At 61.9% G+C, this 18,834-nt stretch carries 16 protein-coding genes and 1 pseudogene; 4 read left to right on the top strand and 13 right to left on the bottom strand.

Going from position 1 to position 18,834, the window contains the following annotated elements; genetic code table 11:
- The 6 genes and pseudogenes from JHW44_RS15595 to JHW44_RS15570 form a co-directional block, all read right to left on the bottom strand.
- A complete protein-coding gene (locus JHW44_RS15595; protein ID WP_089344280.1) occupies positions 1-1,617 on the bottom strand; it encodes an MFS transporter in 1,617 nt (538 codons plus the stop codon).
- Entirely contained in the window at positions 1,617-2,054 is a 438-nt protein-coding gene (locus tag JHW44_RS15590; protein WP_089344279.1) for a MarR family winged helix-turn-helix transcriptional regulator, read from the bottom strand. Before JHW44_RS15590 ends, JHW44_RS15595 begins: the two co-directional genes overlap by 1 nt.
- A 118-nt stretch (positions 2,055-2,172) precedes the next feature.
- Positions 2,173-2,349: pseudogene (locus JHW44_RS15585) on the bottom strand (IS5/IS1182 family transposase); the annotation flags it as partial.
- Between the two features lie 183 nt (positions 2,350-2,532).
- Entirely contained in the window at positions 2,533-4,170 is a 1,638-nt protein-coding gene (locus JHW44_RS15580) for an ABC transporter ATP-binding protein (RefSeq protein ID WP_089344278.1), read from the bottom strand.
- 3 nt (positions 4,171-4,173) lie between these two features.
- Complete coding sequence (locus JHW44_RS15575) at positions 4,174-5,031, bottom strand: ABC transporter permease (RefSeq protein WP_089344277.1); 858 nt, start codon at positions 5,029-5,031, stop codon at positions 4,174-4,176.
- A gap of 3 nt (positions 5,032-5,034) precedes the next feature.
- Positions 5,035-5,991, bottom strand: a complete 957-nt coding sequence (locus JHW44_RS15570) for an ABC transporter permease (RefSeq protein ID WP_089344276.1) — start codon at positions 5,989-5,991, stop codon at positions 5,035-5,037.
- 204 nt (positions 5,992-6,195) lie between these two features.
- Here JHW44_RS15570 and JHW44_RS15565 point away from each other — a divergent pair, with 204 nt between their 5' ends.
- Positions 6,196-6,885, top strand: coding sequence for a UTRA domain-containing protein (locus tag JHW44_RS15565; protein ID WP_089344275.1), 690 nt, complete (start codon positions 6,196-6,198; stop codon positions 6,883-6,885).
- Positions 6,886-6,974: 89 nt separating this feature from the next.
- Here the strand turns inward: JHW44_RS15565 and hutU are convergent, their stop codons facing one another.
- The 4 genes from hutU to hutI are packed head-to-tail and all read right to left on the bottom strand — an operon-like array spanning position 6,975 to position 12,182.
- Entirely contained in the window at positions 6,975-8,642 is a 1,668-nt protein-coding gene (hutU, locus tag JHW44_RS15560; RefSeq protein WP_089344274.1) for a urocanate hydratase, read from the bottom strand.
- Entirely contained in the window at positions 8,639-9,439 is an 801-nt protein-coding gene (gene hutG / locus JHW44_RS15555) for an N-formylglutamate deformylase (protein WP_089344273.1), read from the bottom strand. Before hutG ends, hutU begins: the two co-directional genes overlap by 4 nt.
- Positions 9,436-10,974, bottom strand: coding sequence for a histidine ammonia-lyase (hutH, locus tag JHW44_RS15550; RefSeq protein WP_089344272.1), 1,539 nt, complete (start codon positions 10,972-10,974; stop codon positions 9,436-9,438). Before hutH ends, hutG begins: the two co-directional genes overlap by 4 nt.
- The gene (hutI, locus tag JHW44_RS15545; RefSeq protein WP_089344271.1) at positions 10,971-12,182 is read right to left on the bottom strand and encodes an imidazolonepropionase; all 1,212 of its coding nucleotides are present in this window, start codon (positions 12,180-12,182) and stop codon (positions 10,971-10,973) included. Before hutI ends, hutH begins: the two co-directional genes overlap by 4 nt.
- Positions 12,183-12,266: 84 nt before the next feature.
- On the opposite strand from hutI, the gene JHW44_RS15540 reads away from it, so the two are divergent.
- A complete protein-coding gene (locus JHW44_RS15540) occupies positions 12,267-13,625 on the top strand; it encodes a formimidoylglutamate deiminase (RefSeq protein WP_089344270.1) in 1,359 nt (452 codons plus the stop codon).
- On the opposite strand, the gene JHW44_RS15535 is transcribed toward JHW44_RS15540, so the two are convergent.
- Positions 13,586-14,173 (bottom strand): HutD/Ves family protein, encoded by a 588-nt coding sequence (locus JHW44_RS15535; protein ID WP_089344269.1) that lies wholly within the window; start codon positions 14,171-14,173, stop codon positions 13,586-13,588. The two genes, JHW44_RS15540 and JHW44_RS15535, sit on opposite strands and share 40 nt — an antisense overlap.
- 112 nt (positions 14,174-14,285) lie before the next feature.
- Here JHW44_RS15535 and JHW44_RS15530 point away from each other — a divergent pair, with 112 nt between their 5' ends.
- Together JHW44_RS15530 and JHW44_RS15525 are read left to right on the top strand one after the other, a co-directional pair.
- Positions 14,286-15,416 carry an S-(hydroxymethyl)glutathione dehydrogenase/class III alcohol dehydrogenase gene (locus JHW44_RS15530; RefSeq protein ID WP_089344268.1) on the top strand — a complete coding sequence of 377 codons (1,131 nt, stop codon included), beginning with the start codon at positions 14,286-14,288 and terminating at the stop codon, positions 15,414-15,416.
- Positions 15,417-15,450: 34 nt separating this feature from the next.
- Positions 15,451-16,659 carry an NAD(P)/FAD-dependent oxidoreductase gene (locus tag JHW44_RS15525; RefSeq protein ID WP_089344267.1) on the top strand — a complete coding sequence of 403 codons (1,209 nt, stop codon included), beginning with the start codon at positions 15,451-15,453 and terminating at the stop codon, positions 16,657-16,659.
- A gap of 51 nt (positions 16,660-16,710) precedes the next feature.
- On the opposite strand, the gene JHW44_RS15520 is transcribed toward JHW44_RS15525, so the two are convergent.
- Entirely contained in the window at positions 16,711-17,868 is a 1,158-nt protein-coding gene (locus JHW44_RS15520) for an aromatic ring-hydroxylating oxygenase subunit alpha (protein WP_089344266.1), read from the bottom strand.
- Between the two features lie 179 nt (positions 17,869-18,047).
- A complete protein-coding gene (locus JHW44_RS15515) occupies positions 18,048-18,710 on the bottom strand; it encodes a GntR family transcriptional regulator (RefSeq protein ID WP_089344265.1) in 663 nt (220 codons plus the stop codon).
- Positions 18,711-18,834: the final 124 nt, after the last annotated feature.

The following is an 18,834-nucleotide window of genomic DNA, read 5'->3' as shown; positions in this document are numbered from 1 at the left end:
TCATTGCGCGGGAACCGATGGCGCCCGGGCCATCCGTTTGCGCATTGTGACAAGCAGGATATGCCCCATCAGAACCGCCGCCGCGCCAAGCGCCAGCAGCGAGATCAGGTGAAACACATCGTTGTAAGCGGCAATGGTTGCCTGTTGTGCCACGGTGCTTCCAAGCTGCGCGGCAGCCCGGCTTTGCAGCAGCGTGGCATCCGTCATGCTGTGCGACAGGGTCGCGGCGATCTGTTGCAGCTGTTGTGTAACCATTGCGTCACCGGTGGCCAGTTGTTCCTTCAGCCATTGGGCATGGGCCGTGGTGCGCATCGAAATCAGCGTTCGGAACAATCCGCTGCCGATCGTCGCGCCAAGGATCTGGCTGGACAGGAAGATGATGATGAAGCTGAGGATGTATTGCGGGCCGCGCTGCAGCGCAGACATCAGTCCGACCGCCATGGCCGAGGGCAGATACAGCATGCCCGCAAAGCCGATGATTGCCTGGCTCAGATACATGCTCGATGGGGCAATCTGCGGGTTTGCGCCGGCATCCAGATTGGCGCCAAAAGCAATCAGACCCAGGGCAAGCAGATGGACCAGGGGCACATGCGGCGGGCTCAGCACAAGGCAGCAGACAAGTCCCCCCGCCAGCGTCGCGGCCGAGATGATCCAGAACAGCGGGGCCATCTGGATCGGGGAATAGCCCAGGGCCTGAAACAGCCCCGGCGCACCACTGGCCTGTTCGCTGAGAATGATCCTGAACACGAAAAGCGCGGCGGTGAACTGCAGCATGGCCGGGGTCATCAGCCAGCGCACATCGACCAGCGGGGCCTTGCGCTGCAATTCGATCACGAAGGCCGTCACCAGTGCGGCGATCGCTGCCGCCAGGACGACGCCCATCCATGGCGCATCGGTCCACCAATAGATCGCCCCCGTGGTGAAACAGGCGACAAATCCGAAAAATGACGCGGCAATCAGCGAAAAGCTGATCAGATCCAGCCCACCGATCACCTTCATCCTTTCGGCCGAGGCCAGGGGCAGGCGGAAGACAAGTGCCAGGCAGGTCATCGACATGCCCAGCTTGATGACCAGCAGGTTGTTCCAGCTGCCATTTTCCAGCAGATAGGGTGATAGCGCCCGCCCGAGCGGCGTCCCCAGCGAAATAAAGGTCATCGCAAGCGGCAGGCCGACGCGCAGCTTGTTCTGCTGCGACAGGGGCTCCAGCATATACATGAAGGCCAGAGTGGACAGCGGCGCAGCGGAGATTCCCGACAACAGTTCCACCAACAGGGCCGAGCGCAGATCGGTGGCGAACAGGCTTATGCCTGCCACCGCCGCATAGACCACGATAGAGACCTCGGCAAAGCGGCGCAGACCATATTGCATGCGCACCTTGGTCAGCATCAGCGGAAGCGCGGCCCGAGGTGCCATGAAGGCCACCATCAACCATGTGGTGTCGCTGACCGAGGCGCCAAGTTCTCCGGCCAGGGTCGAGATATTCGCGGACAGGAACCCCTGTCCCAGCGATTGCGACAGGGCAATGAAGGCGGCGGCGAACATATAGACCGCGGTGGTCTGCACCCGGTTGTCTGCCGGTGGCATGGCCCCGGCCGTCTGCGTGCCATTGGCGGACATCAGCCGTTCATCCGGTCCAGATTTCGCTGCAGGTGCCTGATGACATTCAGGGCCTTCTGAAGATCCTCGGGGTCGATATCGCGATAGAGTTCGCGCCGCAGTTCCTCGATGAAGCCCACGACACGGCTGGCCTGCGAATGGGCCTTGTCGGTCAGGAACAGGGATCGCATGCGCTTGTCGCCGGAAACGGCGCGCCGCTCGATCAGCCCCTGTTTCTCCAGGTGATCCAGCGTTCTGGTCATGGAGGGCGTGCGGATATCAAGGCGCTCGGCCAACTCGGCCTGCGTGATCCCCTCATTTGCCGAGATCGCGACCAGCGCTTCGGCCCGCGCATAGGTCATGTCCAGCGCGGCTGCGCGCAGGTTGAACCGTTTGCGGATTTCGCGATGCAGTCCGATGACGGCTGGCAGGAACTGTTTGCGCAAAGAAAGGGACATGATGATACTTTCATTACCTAGGTAACTATTCGCTAGGTAATGAGATGGGCGCTGCTCTGCAAGTGACGATGGTGCGCAAATCAGGCCTTGACCCGGCTGCGACCGCTTCCACCCGAGTTCAGGCGACGGCCCCGGCCCTTCCGAAGGCCGTGCAGCGGTTCATGATGGCGATGCTGGCGTGGATTTCGGCGGTCTGGTGGGCAGGGTCTCGGGAGATGAGACTTTCGCCGAAAAGCTTCGGGCAATTCATCCTGACCTCGACCCTGCATCGGACGTGCGATCTTGTCCATTTCTTTCAAAGAGCTGCCCCGGCCGTTGGGCGGCGCGCCCGTTGCGGCGGATGGAGGGGTGGATTTCTCCATCAAGGTTGCGGACAACATGTCGTTTGTCGAAGATGATTTCCTGCTGTCGCCATGAAAGGGCCATGAAGGTCCGCCCCTGAAACGGGCGGGCCTTGCCATGTCGGGCCGGCGGCGTCTCAGGCGGTCTGCTGCTTCGCCGCCGGATTTGCGCGTTCCTGCAAGAGCTGCGTCAGCCAGTCCGGGTCCATTTCCGGGACCGAGGACAGCAGCAACTCGGTGTAGGGCGCATGCGGCGGCGTGAAGATCGCGTCCTTCGTGCCCTGTTCGACGATGACGCCATTCTGCATGACCACCACATCATCGGCGATCGAGCGCACGGTGGCGATGTCATGGGTGATGAACAGATAGGTCAGATCCAGTTCCTTTTGCAGCCGGTCCAGCAGCCGCAGGATGCCCTCGGCCACCAGTTGGTCCAGCGCCGATGTGACCTCATCACAGATGATGAAATCGGGCTCGGCCGCAAGGGCTCGGGCAATGCAGATGCGCTGTTTCTGCCCCCCTGACAGTTCCGAGGGCAAACGGTCCATGAATTCATCAGGATCCAATTCAATCAGCGTCAGCAATTCGCGGATGCGGGCCTCTTTCTCTGCGCCTTTCAGGCCAAGGAAAAAGGTCAGTGGACGGCCGATGATTTCGCGGATGCGCTGCTTGGGGTTCAGGGCCGTATCGGCCATCTGGTGGATCATTTGCAAATGACGCTGCAACCCGCGCGAGCGTTTTCGCCCGACTTTGTTCAGGGGCGTCCCGTCATAGAGGATTTCGCCATCGGTGGGCGGCAGCAGCCCCATGATCGCCCGCGCCAGCGTCGATTTTCCCGACCCGCTTTCGCCGACCACGGCCACGGTGCTGCCGCGCTTGATATCCAGGTTGATATTGTTGAGCACTTTCACGATGCCATAAGAGGCGTGAACATTGCGCACTGACAGCAGCGTGCACTCGCCGCCCTCGCGCGGGGGGCGGGGTTCGCGACGGAAATCGCGCACGGCCCAAAGCGATTTGGTGTATTCCTGCTGCGGATTGGCCAGCATTTCGCGCGCCGGGGCATCCTCGACCTCTTGGCCGCACAGCAGCACCTTGATGCGATCGGCCATCTGCGCGACAACCGCCAGATCGTGGGTGATATAGATGGCGGCGGTGTTGTATTCGCGCACGATGTCGCGGATCGCGGCAAGAACCTCGATCTGGGTGGTCACGTCCAGCGCGGTGGTGGGTTCGTCAAAGATGATCAGATCGGGACGGCAGGCCATGGCCATCGCCGTCATCGCCCGCTGCAACTGTCCGCCAGAAACCTGATGGGGATAGCGGAAGCCGATGCTGTCGGGATTGGGCAGGCGGATCTTGCGATACAGCTCGATCGCGTCGGACTGGGCCTCGGCGCGTGACATGACGCCGTGCTGGACAGGCCCTTCGCAATATTGATTGATCAGCTTGAAGGCCGGGTTGAAGGCCGCTGCCGCCGATTGCGCGACATAGGCGATGCGCTTGCCGCGCAGCTGGCGCAGGGCTTCTTCAGAGGCGCCGACAAGCTCTTGCCCGTCAAAGGAAATGCTGCCGCCGCTGATCCGGCATCCGCCCTTGGTATAGCCCATGGCGGCCAGTCCCAGCGTGGATTTGCCCGCGCCGCTTTCGCCGATCAGGCCCAGGATCTCGCCCCGTTTCAGGCCCAGGTCGACGCCTTTGATGATGGGTTTCCATTGCCTGTCCGAGCGACCCTCGATCGCGATGTTCTTCATATCCAGCAAAAGATCGGACATGGGCTATTCCTTCAGGCCAGAGGACATGTGCAGAACCCAGTCAACCACAAGGTTCACACCGATTGTCAGCAATGCGATGGCACCGGCGGGCAACAGCGGCGCAAGGCCGAAGGTCGCGGTTTGCCACGTCGAGAAATTCGCGAAGGCGATCAGCTTGGCGCTTTCGCGCACCATGCCGCCCCAATCCGCGGTCGGGGGCTGGATACCCAGCCCGAGGAAAGACAGCGCCGAGATGAACAGGAAGACAAAGCAGAAGCGCAGGCCGAATTCCGCGATCAGCGGCGCGGCGGTATTGGGCAGCACCTCCTTGCGGATCAGCCAGAACAGGCCTTCGCCACGCATCCGGGCGACCTCGATGTAATCCATTGTCAGCACGCCCTGCGCCACGGCCCGCGCCAGGCGGAAGACCCGCGTGCTGTCCAGCACGGCGATCACAAGGATCAGCGCCGTGACCGAGGTTCCCGTGATGGTCAGGATCAGCAGCGCAAAGATCAGCGGCGGGATTGCCATCAGGATATCCACGACGCGCGAACTGATGGCGTCGAACCAGCCGCCGATCGTGGCGGCCAGCAGCCCGAAACTGGCGCCAAGCGCAAAGGCCAGCGCGGTCGTGACCAGCGCGATGCCGACCGTGTTGCGCGCGCCATAGATCAGGCGGGACAGCACATCACGACCCAGGGCATCGGTGCCCAGGTAATGGGGCGCGACCCAGGGCTGATACTGTGCGCCCACCGAAGCGCTTTCGGGAAAGGGCGCAAAGAGGGGCGCGCCAATGGCCAGCACCGCGTAGAAGGCGACGATGAACATGCCGATCCATGCAGAGACGGGGGCGTCGCGAAGTTGAAGAGACAGTTTGTGCATGGGTTATCTCGGGTGCAGAAGGCGGGGATTGACAACGATGGACAGGATATCCGCCAGCAGGTTCAGCAGGATATAGGTCGCGGCAAAGATCAGGCAGGCAGCCTGCACGACCGTCACATCGCGGTTGGAGACCGCATCGACCAGCACCTGACCCAGGCCGGGATAGACGAAGACCACCTCGACCAGCACCACCCCGACGATCAGATAGGCCAGATTCAATGCGATCACATTGATGATCGGGGCCAGCGCGTTGGGCAGGGCGTGAACGGCGATGACGCGCCAGCGTTTGATGCCCTTGAGGTGGGCCATCTCGATATAGGGCAGGGCCAGCAGGTTCAGGATCGCGGCCCGCGTCATGCGCATCATGTAGGCCAGAACAATCAGCGTCAGCGTCATTGCCGGCAGGAAGGTGCTGTACAATCGCTCGCCCAGGCTGGCGTTGGCATCTATATTGGCAAGGCTGGGAAACCAGCCGAGGCCGACCGCGAAGATCAGGATCAGGATATAGGCGACGAAGAACTCCGGGAAGGAAATTGCCGCCAGCGTCGTGCTGGACAGCAGGCGATCAAACCAGGATCCGTTGTAAAGTGCCGCCATCATCCCGGCGATGATCGAGATCGGAACCGAGATGGCCGCCGCATAGCCCGCAAGGAAGAAGGTATTGGCGGTGCGTTGGCCGATGACCTCGGAAATCGGGCGCTGGTTGGCCAGTGACACGCCGAAATCGCCGGTTACCGCGCCCGCCAGCCATGACAGATAGCGCTGATAGACGGGGCCGTTCAGATTGAACTGTTCGCGAAAGGCGGCAAGGCTTTCCTCGGTCGCCGCCTGACCCAGTTTTTCCGTGGCGATATCTCCGGGTAACAGTTCGATTGCACCGAAGATGATGATCGTGACAAGCCACAAAGTCAGCAGGCCAATCAGCAAACGTTTGAGCACGATAGTCAGTATGGGATTCATGGTCGCCACTTTTGTCTTCGCAGATTGCATTATGTCTAGATTTATACAAGGATGCGTGGAAGAAGCGCATCAGGTCAAGTGCAGCCCCGCTGTGCGATTGTTTAGTCTGGCTTTTGCAAAGACGGGCTTCGTCGGCTTGGGGCGCGATTACATCTGCTGTATATGACGATAAAATAGTCTTAACGCCTAATGACGGGTCAGTTTATGAAAGCCACCTATAAAGACGTGAAGGCCGATCTGCTGTCAAAGATCACCAAGGGCGAATGGGGGCCGGGTGATCTTGTCCCCAATGAGGTGGATCTGGCGGCGACCTATGGCTGTGCGCGCGCGACGGTGAACCGCGCCATGCGAGAGCTTGCCGACGACGGCATTATCGAACGTCGCCGCAAGGCGGGGACGCGCGTGCGCATGACCCCGATCCGCCAGGCGCGTTTCGACATTCCGGTCGTTCGGGACGAAATCGAGGAAAGGGGCGCGGCCTATCGCTATTCGCTGGTCAAGCGTTCGGTCGAACCTGCGCCAGACTGGCTGCGCGCGCGTCTGAACCTGCGGCCCGAGGGCATGGCACTGCATCTGGTCTGCATGCATTACGCTGACAGCGTGCCCTATGAACATGAAGATCGCTGGATCAATCTGGACGCGCTGCCACAGGCGGAAGAGATCGACTTCACTCAGGACCGGCCTAGCGAATGGCTGCTGGCGACGGTGCCCTTTTCCAAGGTCGAGATCAGCCTGTCTGCCGAGCTGGCGGATCAGCGGTTGACTGATTATCTGGCCTGCGCGATCGGGGATCCGGTCTTTACCATCGAGCGCTCGACCTGGTGGGAAGGCAAGGCCGTCACCTATGTGCGGCTGACCTATCGCCCCGGGCATCGGCTGACGACCCAGTATTGATCCGGCCCGGCCTTGATGCGGTCAGGTCTTGATGCGGCGTTGATGGATGAAAGCGGGCCGCCGGCAATTCCGGCGGCCGGCTCTGTCTCTTACAGGATGCCGGGCAGGTTCAGCCCGTTTTCGCGCGCGCAGTCCTGCGCGATTTCATAGCCTGCATCCGCATGACGCATGACGCCGGTGGCCGGATCGTTCCACAGCACCCGCGCGATGCGCCGGTCGGCGTCCTCGGAGCCATCGCAGCAGATGACCATGCCGGAATGCTGAGAAAAGCCCATGCCGACACCGCCGCCATGATGCAGCGATACCCAGGTCGCACCCGAAGCGGTGTTCAGCAGCGCGTTCAGCAGCGGCCAGTCGGACACGGCATCGGACCCGTCCTTCATGGATTCAGTCTCGCGGTTGGGCGAGGCCACCGAACCGGAGTCCAGATGGTCGCGGCCGATCACGATGGGGGCGCTCAGCTCGCCATTGCGGACCATTTCGTTGAAGGCAAGGCCCAGCTTGTGGCGCACGCCCAGTCCGACCCAGCAGATCCGCGCCGGCAGGCCCTGGAAGGAAATCCGCTCGCGCGCCATGTCCAGCCAGTTGTGCAGATGCTTGTCCTCGGACAGGATCTCTTTCACCTTGGCATCGGTCTTGTAGATATCCTCGGGGTCGCCCGACAGCGCCGCCCAACGGAAGGGGCCGATGCCGCGGCAGAACAGCGGGCGGATATAGGCGGGCACGAAACCGGGGAAGTCAAAGGCGTTCTCCAGCCCTTCTTCCAGCGCCATCTGGCGGATATTGTTGCCGTAATCGACCGTGGGGATACCAGCGGCATGGAAATCGACCATCGCCTTGACCTGCACCTTCATGCTGGCGCGGGCGGCCTTTTCGACCTCTTTCGGCGCGGTTTCGCGTTTTTCCTTCCACTGCGCCATGGTCCAGCCCTGCGGCAGATAGCCGTTGATCGGGTCATGGGCAGAGGTCTGGTCGGTGACGATATCGGGGTGGATGCCGCGTTTCACCAGCTCGGGAAAGACATCTGCCGCATTGCCCAGCAGGGCGACCGATTTTGCCTCTCCGGCGGCGGTCCAGCGGTTGATCATCTCCAGCGCTTCATCAAGCGTTTCGGCCTTTTCGTCCACATATTTGGTGCGCAGACGGAAATCGATGCTGTCGGGATTGCATTCCACGGCCAGGCAGCAGGCCCCGGCCATCACCGCCGCCAGAGGCTGGGCGCCGCCCATGCCGCCAAGGCCGCCGGTCAGGATCCATTTGCCCTTCAGGTCGCCATTGTAATGCTGGCGGCCAGCCTCGACAAAGGTTTCATAGGTGCCCTGAACGATGCCCTGGCTGCCGATATAGATCCACGAACCCGCCGTCATCTGGCCGTACATCGCCAGACCTTTCTTGTCGAGTTCGTTGAAATGGTCCCAGGTGGCCCAATGCGGCACGAGGTTCGAATTGGCGATCAGCACGCGCGGGGCGTCCTTGTGGGTCTGGAAGACACCGACCGGTTTGCCCGATTGCACCAGCAGGGTCTGATCCTCTTCCAGCGCCCGCAGCGAGTCGACGATGGTATCGAAATCCTTCCAGGTGCGCGCGGCGCGTCCGATGCCGCCATAGACCACCAACTCATGCGGGTTCTCGGCCACATCGGGATGCAGGTTGTTCATCAGCATCCGCAGCGGCGCTTCGGTCAGCCAGCTTTTTGCCGTCAGTTCGGTGCCGGTTGCGGGAAAAACGTCACGGGTGTTCTTGCGCGGATCGCTCATGATTTGCCTTTCAATGTCGGGGCCAGTTCGGCCAGTTTCGTCAGGATGGTTGTCAGATGGGGGCGAAGACGCGCGGCCTTGGCCTGATCATAGTCCCAGGGCGCGGCTTCATCGGTCAGATAGGTGCTTTGGGCCAGTTCCATCTGGATGGCATGCAGGCCCTCGGCGGGGCGGCCGTAATGGCGGGTGGTCCAGCCACCCTTGAAGCGCCCGTTGGTGATCGTGCTGTAGCCGCTGGCGGCGGCGCAGATCTCTTGCGTGGCGGCCTCGATTTCGGGCGCGCAGGTGGTGCCCAGATTGGTGCCGATGTTGAAATCGGGCAGGGTGCCCTCGAAGAGGAAGGGAATCTTCGAGCGGATCGAGTGGCAGTCATACAGGATCGCAATGCCATGCAGGTCGCGCACGCGTTCCAGTTCCGCCTGAAGGGCGGCGTGATAGGGCGCGTGGAACGCCTGACGGCGTGCCTCGATCTCGGCCTCGGTGGGCGGGGTGGTCCAGATGTCCTGACCGTCGAAATCGGTCAGTGGCACCAGCCCCGTGGTGTTCTGCCCCGGATAGAGCGAAGCACCCGAGGGATCGCGATTGGCATCCACCACATAGCGGTGAAAGGTCGCCCGCACCGTGGTGACGCCGGGCAACAGACCGTCATACAGCTGATGGATATGCCAGTCTGTGTCATCCAGCCCACGCCCGCGCGGGTTCAGATTGGCCATGACATCGTCGGGGACATGGGTTCCGGTATGGGGCAGGCCCAGCACGATGGGGCTGTCGCCCCGATTGATCTCGACCGGGTTCATGCCGCCAACTCCGGCATGTCGATGCCCGCTGCGGTGACGATATCGCCCGAGGCAATCATGCTGGCGGCACACTCCAGATCGGGTGCCAGATAACGGTCCTCGCCCATGGTCGCCACATCCTGACGCACCCGCGTCACGACGCGTTGCAGGGTCTCGCTGGTCGCCAGCGGCGCGCGGAAATCGATCCCCTGCGCCGCGCAGAGCAATTCGACGCCCAGGATGCGGTTGAGATTGCCGACCATCTGCCCCAGACGACGCGCGCCATGGGCGGCCATGGACACATGATCTTCCTGATTGGCCGAGGTCGGCGTGCTGTCGGTGACGCAGGGATTGGCCAGATGCTTGTTCTCGCTCATCAGTGCGGCGGTCGTGACCTCGGCGATCATATAGCCGCTGTTCAGACCCGGATTGGGCGTCAGGAAGGGCGGCAGGTTGAAGCTGAGCACGGGATCGACGATCAGGGCCACACGGCGCTGCGCGATGGCGCCGATCTCGGCGATGGCCAGCGCGATCATGTCGGCGGCAAATCCGACCGGTTCGGCGTGGAAATTCCCGCCCGAAACGATGACATCGGCATCGATCAGCACCAGCGGGTTGTCTGTGGCGGCATTGGCCTCTGTCTCCAGCGTGCGTGCGGCCATGCGCAGCACATCCATGGCCGCCCCGGTCACCTGCGGCTGGCAACGGATGCAATAGGGGTCCTGAACGCGGGCGTCGTCGACGATATGGCTTTCGCGAATCTGCGATCCCGACAGCAGCGCGCGCATCGTTGCGCCTGCCTCGATCTGCCCGGCGTGCCCGCGCAGGCTGTGGATCTCGGGCTGCAGGGGTGCGGTCGAGCCCATGATGGCATCCGTGGACAGGGCCGATGTGACCAGCGAGGAATGCGCCGCGCGCCATGCACCGAACAGCCCGGCCAGCGCGAAGGCAGTCGAGAACTGGGTGCCATTGATCAGCGCCAGACCCTCTTTGGGCCCCAGTTCGACGGGGGTCAGGCCGGCAGCGGCCAGGGCCTTGCCTCCGGGCATGACCTTGCCGCCGAATTCTGCCTCGCCATGGCCCATCATCACTGCAGCCATATGCGCCAGCGGCGCGAGGTCGCCCGAGGCCCCGACCGAGCCCTGCGCCGGGATGACCGGGGTCACGCCCTTGTCCAGCATGGCTTCGATCAACTGCACGACCTCAAGACGCACGCCTGATGCGCCGCGCCCCAGGCTGAGCAGTTTCAGCGCCATGACCAGCCGCGCATGGCGGCGCGAGATCGCCGGTCCGACGCCGCAGCAATGCGACAGGATCAGGTTGCGCTGCAGCGTGGCCGTATCCCCGGATTCGATCTTGACCGAGGCCAGCTTGCCAAAGCCGGTATTGACGCCATAGACGGCATCGGTTCCGGCAACAGCCTTGGCAATGCGCGAATGGGCCAGCTCGATATCGGCATGGCAGGCGGGATCAAGCCGCACCGAGGCCTCATTCCAGTAAATTTCGGCCAGAGCATCCAGGGTGACTGCGCCGGGGGTCAGGGTAAGAGTGGTCACGATTTGCCTCCGAAAATACGGGAATGAAGGGGGTTGAAGCCGATGCGATAGGCCAGTTCGGCAGGGTGCCGGATGTCCCAGACCGCCAGTTCGGCCCGCTGGCCTGCGGCGATGGTGCCGGTATCCGTCAGGCCAAGGGCGCGGGCAGCATGCTGGGTGGCGCCGCGCAGGGCCTCTTCGGGCGTCATGCGGAACAGGGTGCAGCCCATGTTCAGCGTCAGCAGCAGCGAGTTCAGCGGCGATGTGCCGGGGTTGAGGTCCGTCGCCAGCGCCATCGGCACGCCATGCTTGCGCAGCAGATCGATCGGCGGGGCCTGCGTCTCGCGCAGCGTATAGAAGGCGCCGGGCAGAATGACGGCCACGGTGCCAGACTCGGCCATCGCCTTGACGCCATCTTCGTCCAGATATTCGATGTGGTCCGCCGACAGTGCACCATAGCTGGCCGCCAGTCTGGCTCCGCCAAGATTGGACAGCTGTTCGGCATGCAGCTTGACCGGCAGTCCCAGTTCCCGCGCCACGTCGAAGACACGGGCGATCTGGTCGGGTTGGAAGGCGATGCCCTCGCAGAAACCGTCCACGGCATCGACCAGACCCTCGGCATGGGCGGCGCGCAGGGCCGGAATGCAGACCTCGTCGATATAGGCGTCGTTGCGCCCGGCGTATTCCGCCGGGGTGGCATGGGCGCCAAGGAAGGTGGTCATGACGCGGATCGGGCGGTTGGCCATGATGGCGCGGGCGACACGCAGCATGCGCAACTCGGTCTCGATATCCAGCCCATAGCCGGATTTGACCTCGATGCTGGTCACGCCCTCGGCGATCAGCACATCGACCCGGCGCAGGGCCTGTGTCAGCAGTTCGTCCTCGGTGGCGGCGCGGGTGGCCTTGACGGTCGAGACGATTCCGCCTCCGGCGCGCGCGACCTCTTCATAGCTGGCTCCGTTCAGCCGCATCTCGAATTCGACGGCGCGGTCGCCGCCATGAACGATATGGGTGTGGCAGTCGATCAGGCCGGGGGTCACAAGCCGTCCGCCCAGGCTGTTGCGCGGCAGTGATTCGAAGCTTGCCGGCAGATCGACGCGCGGGCCGACCCAGGCAATCATGCCATCCACGACCGCAATCGCCGCATCTTCGATCAGGCCGTAGGGATTGGGTGATTCGACCATGGTCGCGGCGGTCAAATCCAAAAGAAGCGTGCTGTTTTCGGTCATTTCTGCTCACCAGTCGCCAGATTTCACTTTTCTAGTATGTGATAATGTGATTTATGTCTACACATAAAATTGCGAGGGTGCCAAATGATTTTTGCAAAACAAGCCAGACTTTCGACCGGCTGGGCCAGAAATGTCCGCCTGGAGCTTGCCGATGGCCGGGTCCGAAAGATCGAAACGGACCAGCCGCATCAGCCATCGGACACTGTCGTGGATACCCTGTTGCCGGCGCTGTCCAATCTGCACAGCCACAGCTTTCAGCGGGCGATGGCCGGGATGACCGAATACCGCATGGCGGGCAAGGACAGCTTCTGGACGTGGCGCGATCTGATGTATCGCTTTACCGCCAATCTGACGCCCGAACATGTCGAGGCGATTGCCGCATTGGTCTTTCTGGAGATGCAGGAGGCGGGCTATGCCAGCGTCGGAGAGTTCCACTATCTGCACCATCAGCCCGGCGGCGCGCCCTATGATGATCTGGGCGAACTCTCGGCCCGGATCGCCTCGGCTGCGGGTCAGACCGGGATCGGGCTGACGCATCTGCCGGTGCTTTACAGCTATGGCGGCGCGGGTCGGCAGGATCTGCAGGCCGGTCAGGCGCGGTTCGGCAATTCGGTCGGGCGCTTCAATGAACTGGTGGCACGGGCAAGGCAGGTCGTTGGCGAACTGCCCGAAGATTGCCGCGTCGGCATCGCACCGCATTCGCTGCGCGCCACATCGCCCGAGGATCTGGCTGCGGTGCTGGCTGCGCATCAGGGTGGTCCGGTGCATATCCATATTGCCGAACAGCCCAGGGAAGTCGCCGATATCTCGGCATGGCTGGGGGCGCGGCCGGTTGAATGGCTGCTGGAGAATGTCGATGTGACGCGCGACTGGTGCCTGATCCATGCGACCCATATGACGCCCGAGGAAACGCGGGCCATGGCACAATCGGGCGCAGTGGCTGGTCTGTGCCCGGTGACCGAGGCCAATCTGGGCGACGGGCCGTTCAATGGTCCCGCCTATCTGGCTGCCGGCGGGGCCTTTGGTGTCGGTTCGGATTCAAATGTGCTGATCTCGATGACCGAAGAATTGCGCACCCTGGAATATTCGCAGCGTTTGCGCGACATCGCCCGCAACGTGATGGTGGTCGAGGAAGGCTCGGTCGGGGACACGCTGTATAGCGGCGCGGCGCGCGGTGGCGCGCAGGCGCTGGGACGTGGCGCGGGTGAAATCGCGGTTGGCGAACTGGCCGATCTGGTCGCCATAGACAGCAATGCGCCTGCCCTTTGCGCCCTGCGTCAGGATCAGATTCTGGACGGGCTGGTCTTTGCCGCCAAGGATGACGTGGTCACCGACCTGTGGTCAGCCGGGCGGCACGCCGTGCAATCGGGCCGCCACATCCGTCGCGACGAGATCGTGGCCGCCTATCGCTCCGCGATGCAGAGCCTGATGGCTTCGCTGTGATCCAGATAGCTGACGCGGAGTTCCAGCAGGGCGTCGTCCCGGTCCAGCCGGATCTCTGCGTCGGCATCGCCGAAGATTGCGCTGTCGCCCCTGATCAGTTCCTTGCCATTGATCCGCGGCGCGCCCGAAAGGATGTGAAAGGCAAGGATGCCAGGGGCGGGGCGGCTGATCTGCCGCGCCAGCGGGCCTTGCCGGGTCAGAACCTCACCCTCGCAGAACTGGGGATCAAACATCAGGTTGAGATCGGTCAGCGGTCCATCGAGCAGACGAGAGTGGATCTGCCAGCCACCATCGAAATGCAGGGGCTTCCATGGCTCGGCGCGCAGCGTTCCGACCGGACTTTCCAGGGCCATCACTCCGTCCGACACCACGGTCAGCACCCGCATCATGCCGCTGAAATCGGAAAATGGTCCGTCACCCGCCACATCGGCGCGGCTGATCGTCCAGGCCGCCTTGGTCGCGCCCATGCCCCTGGCGATATGACGGGTGATGCCGCCGCCGTTCTTCCATGGCGTTTCGACAAGTTCGCTGTGTTTCAGAATTTGCATGGCTCAATTCCCCCGGTTTTTGTTGCGGCGCGCTTGACCACGGTTGCCCCGGCGATTATTTTCCACACAAATACCAAATAAGTCTATACAAAAAATCCCAAGGAGATCCGGAATGAGAACCCGCGCCGCCGTCGCCCTAGAGGCAGGAAAGCCGCTTGAAATCATGGAAGTGGAACTGGAAGCCCCGAAAAAGGGTGAAGTTCTGATTGAAGTGAAGGCCACCGGCCTGTGCCACACGGATGAATTCACCCGCTCGGGCGCCGATCCCGAAGGGATTTTCCCCTGTATCCTCGGCCATGAGGGCGCGGGTGTCGTGCTGGAAGTGGGCGAAGGCGTCACCACGCTGAAACCCGGAGATCATGTCATTCCGCTGTATACGCCGGAATGTCGCGAATGTCCCTCTTGCCTGTCGGGCAAGACCAACCTGTGCACCGCCATTCGCAACACGCAGGGTCAGGGCCTGATGCCCGATGGCACCACGCGGTTCAAGATGCTCGATGGCACGCCGATCTATCACTACATGGGCTGTTCCACCTTTGCGAACCACACGGTGATGCCGGAGATCGCGCTGGCGAAGGTGCGCGAGGATGCGCCCTTTGACAAGATCTGCTACATCGGCTGCGGTGTGACCACGGGCATTGGTGCGGTGATCAACACGGCGGGCGTCGAGATCGGTTCGACTGCGGCGGTGTTCGGTCTGGGCGGCATTGGTCTCAATGTCATTCAGGGTCTGCGCATGGCCGGTGCCGATATGATCATCGGTGTGGACCTGAATGACGACAAGGCCGAGATGGCCCGCAAGTTCGGCATGACCCATTTCGTGAATCCGTCGAAGATCGACGGCACGGTGGTCGAAGAGATCGTCAACCTCACCAGGAAGGGTGCGGACCAGATCGGCGGCGTGGATTATTCCTTTGACGCGACCGGCAACGTCAATGTGATGCGCGATGCGCTGGAATGTTCGCACCGTGGCTGGGGCGTGTCGGTCATCATCGGCGTGGCCGCTGCGGGCGCCGAGATTTCGACCCGTCCGTTCCAGCTTGTCACCGGTCGCGTCTGGAAAGGCACGGCATTCGGTGGCGCGAAAGGGCGCACGGATGTTCCGAAATTCGTTGATTGGTACATGAACGGCAAGATCGAGATCGACCCGATGATCACGCACAAGCTGAAGCTGGAAGAGATCAACCACGGCTTCGAGTTGATGCATGAAGGCAAGTCGATCCGCGCCGTGATCGAATATTGATCGCCTGGGTATTTCTGTACGAAGGAGAACCGGCATGACGCATATCGCTGTTGTCGGGGCGGGGCAGGCCGCAAGCGCGCTGGTCTTCAAGCTGCGCGCGCTTGGGCATTCAGGGCCGATCACAGTGATCGGCGACGAGCCCGCCTTGCCTTATCAACGACCGCCGCTGTCCAAGGCCTATCTGCTGGGCGAGATGGAGCGCGAACGCCTGTTTCTGAAGCCGCAGGCCAGCTATGACGAGGCCAATGTCACTTTGCGCCTTGGCGAGAAGGTGACAGCGATCGACCCCGCGGCGCGCCGTCTGTCGATCGGCGGTGAAGACATGTCTTTTGACGAGCTGGTTTTGACCACCGGCTCGTCCCCCATCCGCCTGCCGGCGGCCATTGGCGGCGATCTGGCCGGGGTTTTCTGCGTGCGCACGCTTGCCGATATTGACTCCATGGCCCCGAATTTCCGTCAGGGGCAGCGCGTGCTGATCGTCGGGGGCGGCTATATCGGGCTGGAGGCGGCAGCGGTTGCTGCGAAGCTGGGATTGGATGTCACTGTCGTCGAGATGGCGGATCGGATCCTGCAGCGGGTTGCGGCCCCGCAGACCTCGGACTTCTTCCGGGCGCTGCATGAAGGCCATGGTGTGCGCATCCTTGAAGGCATCGGCCTGTCCAGGCTGACCGGAGAAGGCCATGTGAGGCAGGCCGAACTGAGTGATGGTCAGACCCTTGATGTCGATTTCGTCATTACCGGTATCGGCATCCGCCCCAATACCGCGCTGGCTGATCAGGCCGGTGTGGCGCTGGAGAATGGCATCAGCACCGATGCCTTCGGGCGGTGTTCGGCGCCCCATGTCTGGGCGGCTGGCGATTGCGCGTCATTCCCGATGGGTAAGACGCGGGTGCGACTGGAAAGCGTGCCCAATGCGATCGATCAGGCCGAAGCGGTGGCGGCGAATATCATGGGGGCTGATGCGCCCTATGTCGCGAAGCCATGGTTCTGGTCGGATCAATATGATGTCAAATTGCAGATCGCCGGTCTGAATTCAGGCTATGACAATGTCATCGTCCGGGCCGGTGACAGGCCGGGATCGGTCTCGCATTGGTATTACAATGGCGCACATCTGCTGGCGGTGGATGCAATGAATGCCCCGCGCGACTACATGATCGGAAAACGGCTGATCGAGGCGGGGAAATCTCCGGCGCCCGAGGTCATTGCTGCGCCCGAAACGGTTCTGAAATCGCTATTGAAATAAAAGCCGCGCGCCCGGGAGATCGGGCGCGCGGGATGCCGTGCTGTTCGGTTCCTATTCGGCGGCGATGGCTTCGCGCTTAACGCCCAGACGGCTCTCCATATATTTCAGGAAATCCCAGATCGTGCCTTCCAGATCGTCCGGTGCCAGCGGGCCGCCCGAGAAATAGCGGGTATTCTGTGCCGCTTGCAGGGTTTCCAGCTTTTCGCGGTCCTCGGCGTTGAAAGCCTTGCAAAGATCGACATAGGCGACGACCTCGGGATCAAGCGGATCCGTCTTCAGCCCGCAGACACCCCAGCGGATCGCGACCTGACCGGCTCCATTGGGGCGCAGGCACAGGAACAGCGTGTAATTGGCCGCAACGGCAACCACGAAGCTGGGGAAGATATTGAACAGCACACTGTTGCGTTGTTCATCCTCGGTCATGTCCTCATGGAAGGGGCCGCGCGGCGGGAACTCGGGGTCATAATAGGAGCGATAGGCCGTCCAGCGCCCTTCGCCCGGAACCTTGCGGCACAGCTGGGTCGGGGTCATCGGCTGCAGGGTCTTGGGATGGGTGGCGAACAGGTGATAGCCTTCCATGAAGTTCTCGGTGAGGTTCTTCCAGTTCGTTCCCCAGACGGCCTCATCCTTGAACAGCAGATTGCGCAATTCATGGTGATAATTGTGCAGGATGCCATCCAGCGTCGCCAGTTGCGGGGCCAGAGGTTCGGCCGATCCGTCCAGATTGACGAAGATGAAATTGTTCCAGATTTCGGTTTTCAGCTTGGGCAGGCTGCATTTGGCGGCATCGAATGCCTTGGCCTTTTTCATCAGCGGTGCGGTCTTCAGTGTGCCGTCGCGCTTGTAGGTCCAGGCGTGATAGGGGCAGACAAAGCTGCGGCGGTTGCCACTGGCTTCATTGGCGACCAGATTGCCGCGATGGCGGCAGACATTGGACAGAACATTGATCTCGCCCTCGTCGTCACGCGCGACCAGAAGCTGTTCGCCGATCAGTTCGGTGGTGATGAAATCGCCGGGATTGGGGATTTCCCCGACATGGCCGATGCAGACCCATTCCTTGCGGAAGATCTGTTCCTTCTCAAGCTCATGAAATTCTTCTGAGGTGTAGAAATTCGGCGGCATGCCAAAGGCTTCGTCCGTCTCGCGGGATGTCAACTCGGTCAGATGCTGGCGCAGCCCCTGGGCGTCCTGTCTGGAAAAGGCGTTCATTGCTTGCTCCGGGTTCGTATAACTGTGATCACAGTTTTGCTAGCATGTGATTTCGCTGGGGGCAAAAGGATTTTTGGATGAAGGCGATGATTTTTGCTGCGCGAAAACAGCCTTGCTGCCGGACAGGGTTTCCCTGCCCGGATTTTGCGCATGGCCTGGCCGAGTTGGCGCGGGTTGCGTCAGGCCGTGTGGCGATACAGTTCGACGCCCCAGAAAGCGTCCTCTTCCATCAGTTGGCGGGCCGTTTTGGCGTCACCCTTGCGCAGGGCTTCGATGATCGGTGTATGCTCTCCCAGCCAATTGTCGGGATTCACCAGATTGATTATGCCATGTGCCAGCCAGGGGCCGGTTTGCACGTAAAGACGGTCAATGCTCAGTGCCAGTGCGCTGTTGCCGCTGCATTGATAGATGGTGCTGTGGAATTTGTAGTTGGCCAGCAAAAATCCCGTGGCATCGCGCGCCTTCCACAGATTTTCCATTTTGACGACATATTTTTCCAGCCTTGTCAGTGTATTGGCTGTGATCCGCGTGGCGGCGATCTCGGCAGCAGCGCCTTCCAGAACGCCGCGAACGAAAAACAGGTCCGACGCCTGTTGCGCGGTCAGGTCCGGCACGCGATAGGCCTTGCGCGCTGCGGAGTTCAGTGCCCCTTCCGAGGCCAGTTGCCGCAGCGCCTCTCGCACCGGCATGGCCGAGACGCCGAAACTGTCGGCAAGCTTGCGGATCGACACGGCCTCGGCGGGTTTCAATGCGCCGGTGATCAACCTGACACGTAGTTCGGCATAGATGGAGGCGCTCAGGCTTTCGGGATCCGTTTCGGCTTTGGGTGCCGTGGCAGTCATGGGGCCTCCTTCTCATCCGCAGCAACCGTAGGTCTGCGCGAAAGCTTGTGCCAGAAGGACGGCGAAGATCAAGCGCGCCGGGTGTCGAAAATCCTCTTGCACGGCGTGAAAATCTGTGATCGCA

Origin of the sequence: Paracoccus seriniphilus, from assembly GCF_028553745.1 — a bacterium.
GTDB classification, from domain to species: Bacteria; Pseudomonadota; Alphaproteobacteria; order Rhodobacterales; family Rhodobacteraceae; genus Paracoccus; species Paracoccus seriniphilus.
Note: the sequence above shows the minus strand (reverse complement) of the source record. Positions and strands in the feature narration are given on the sequence as shown.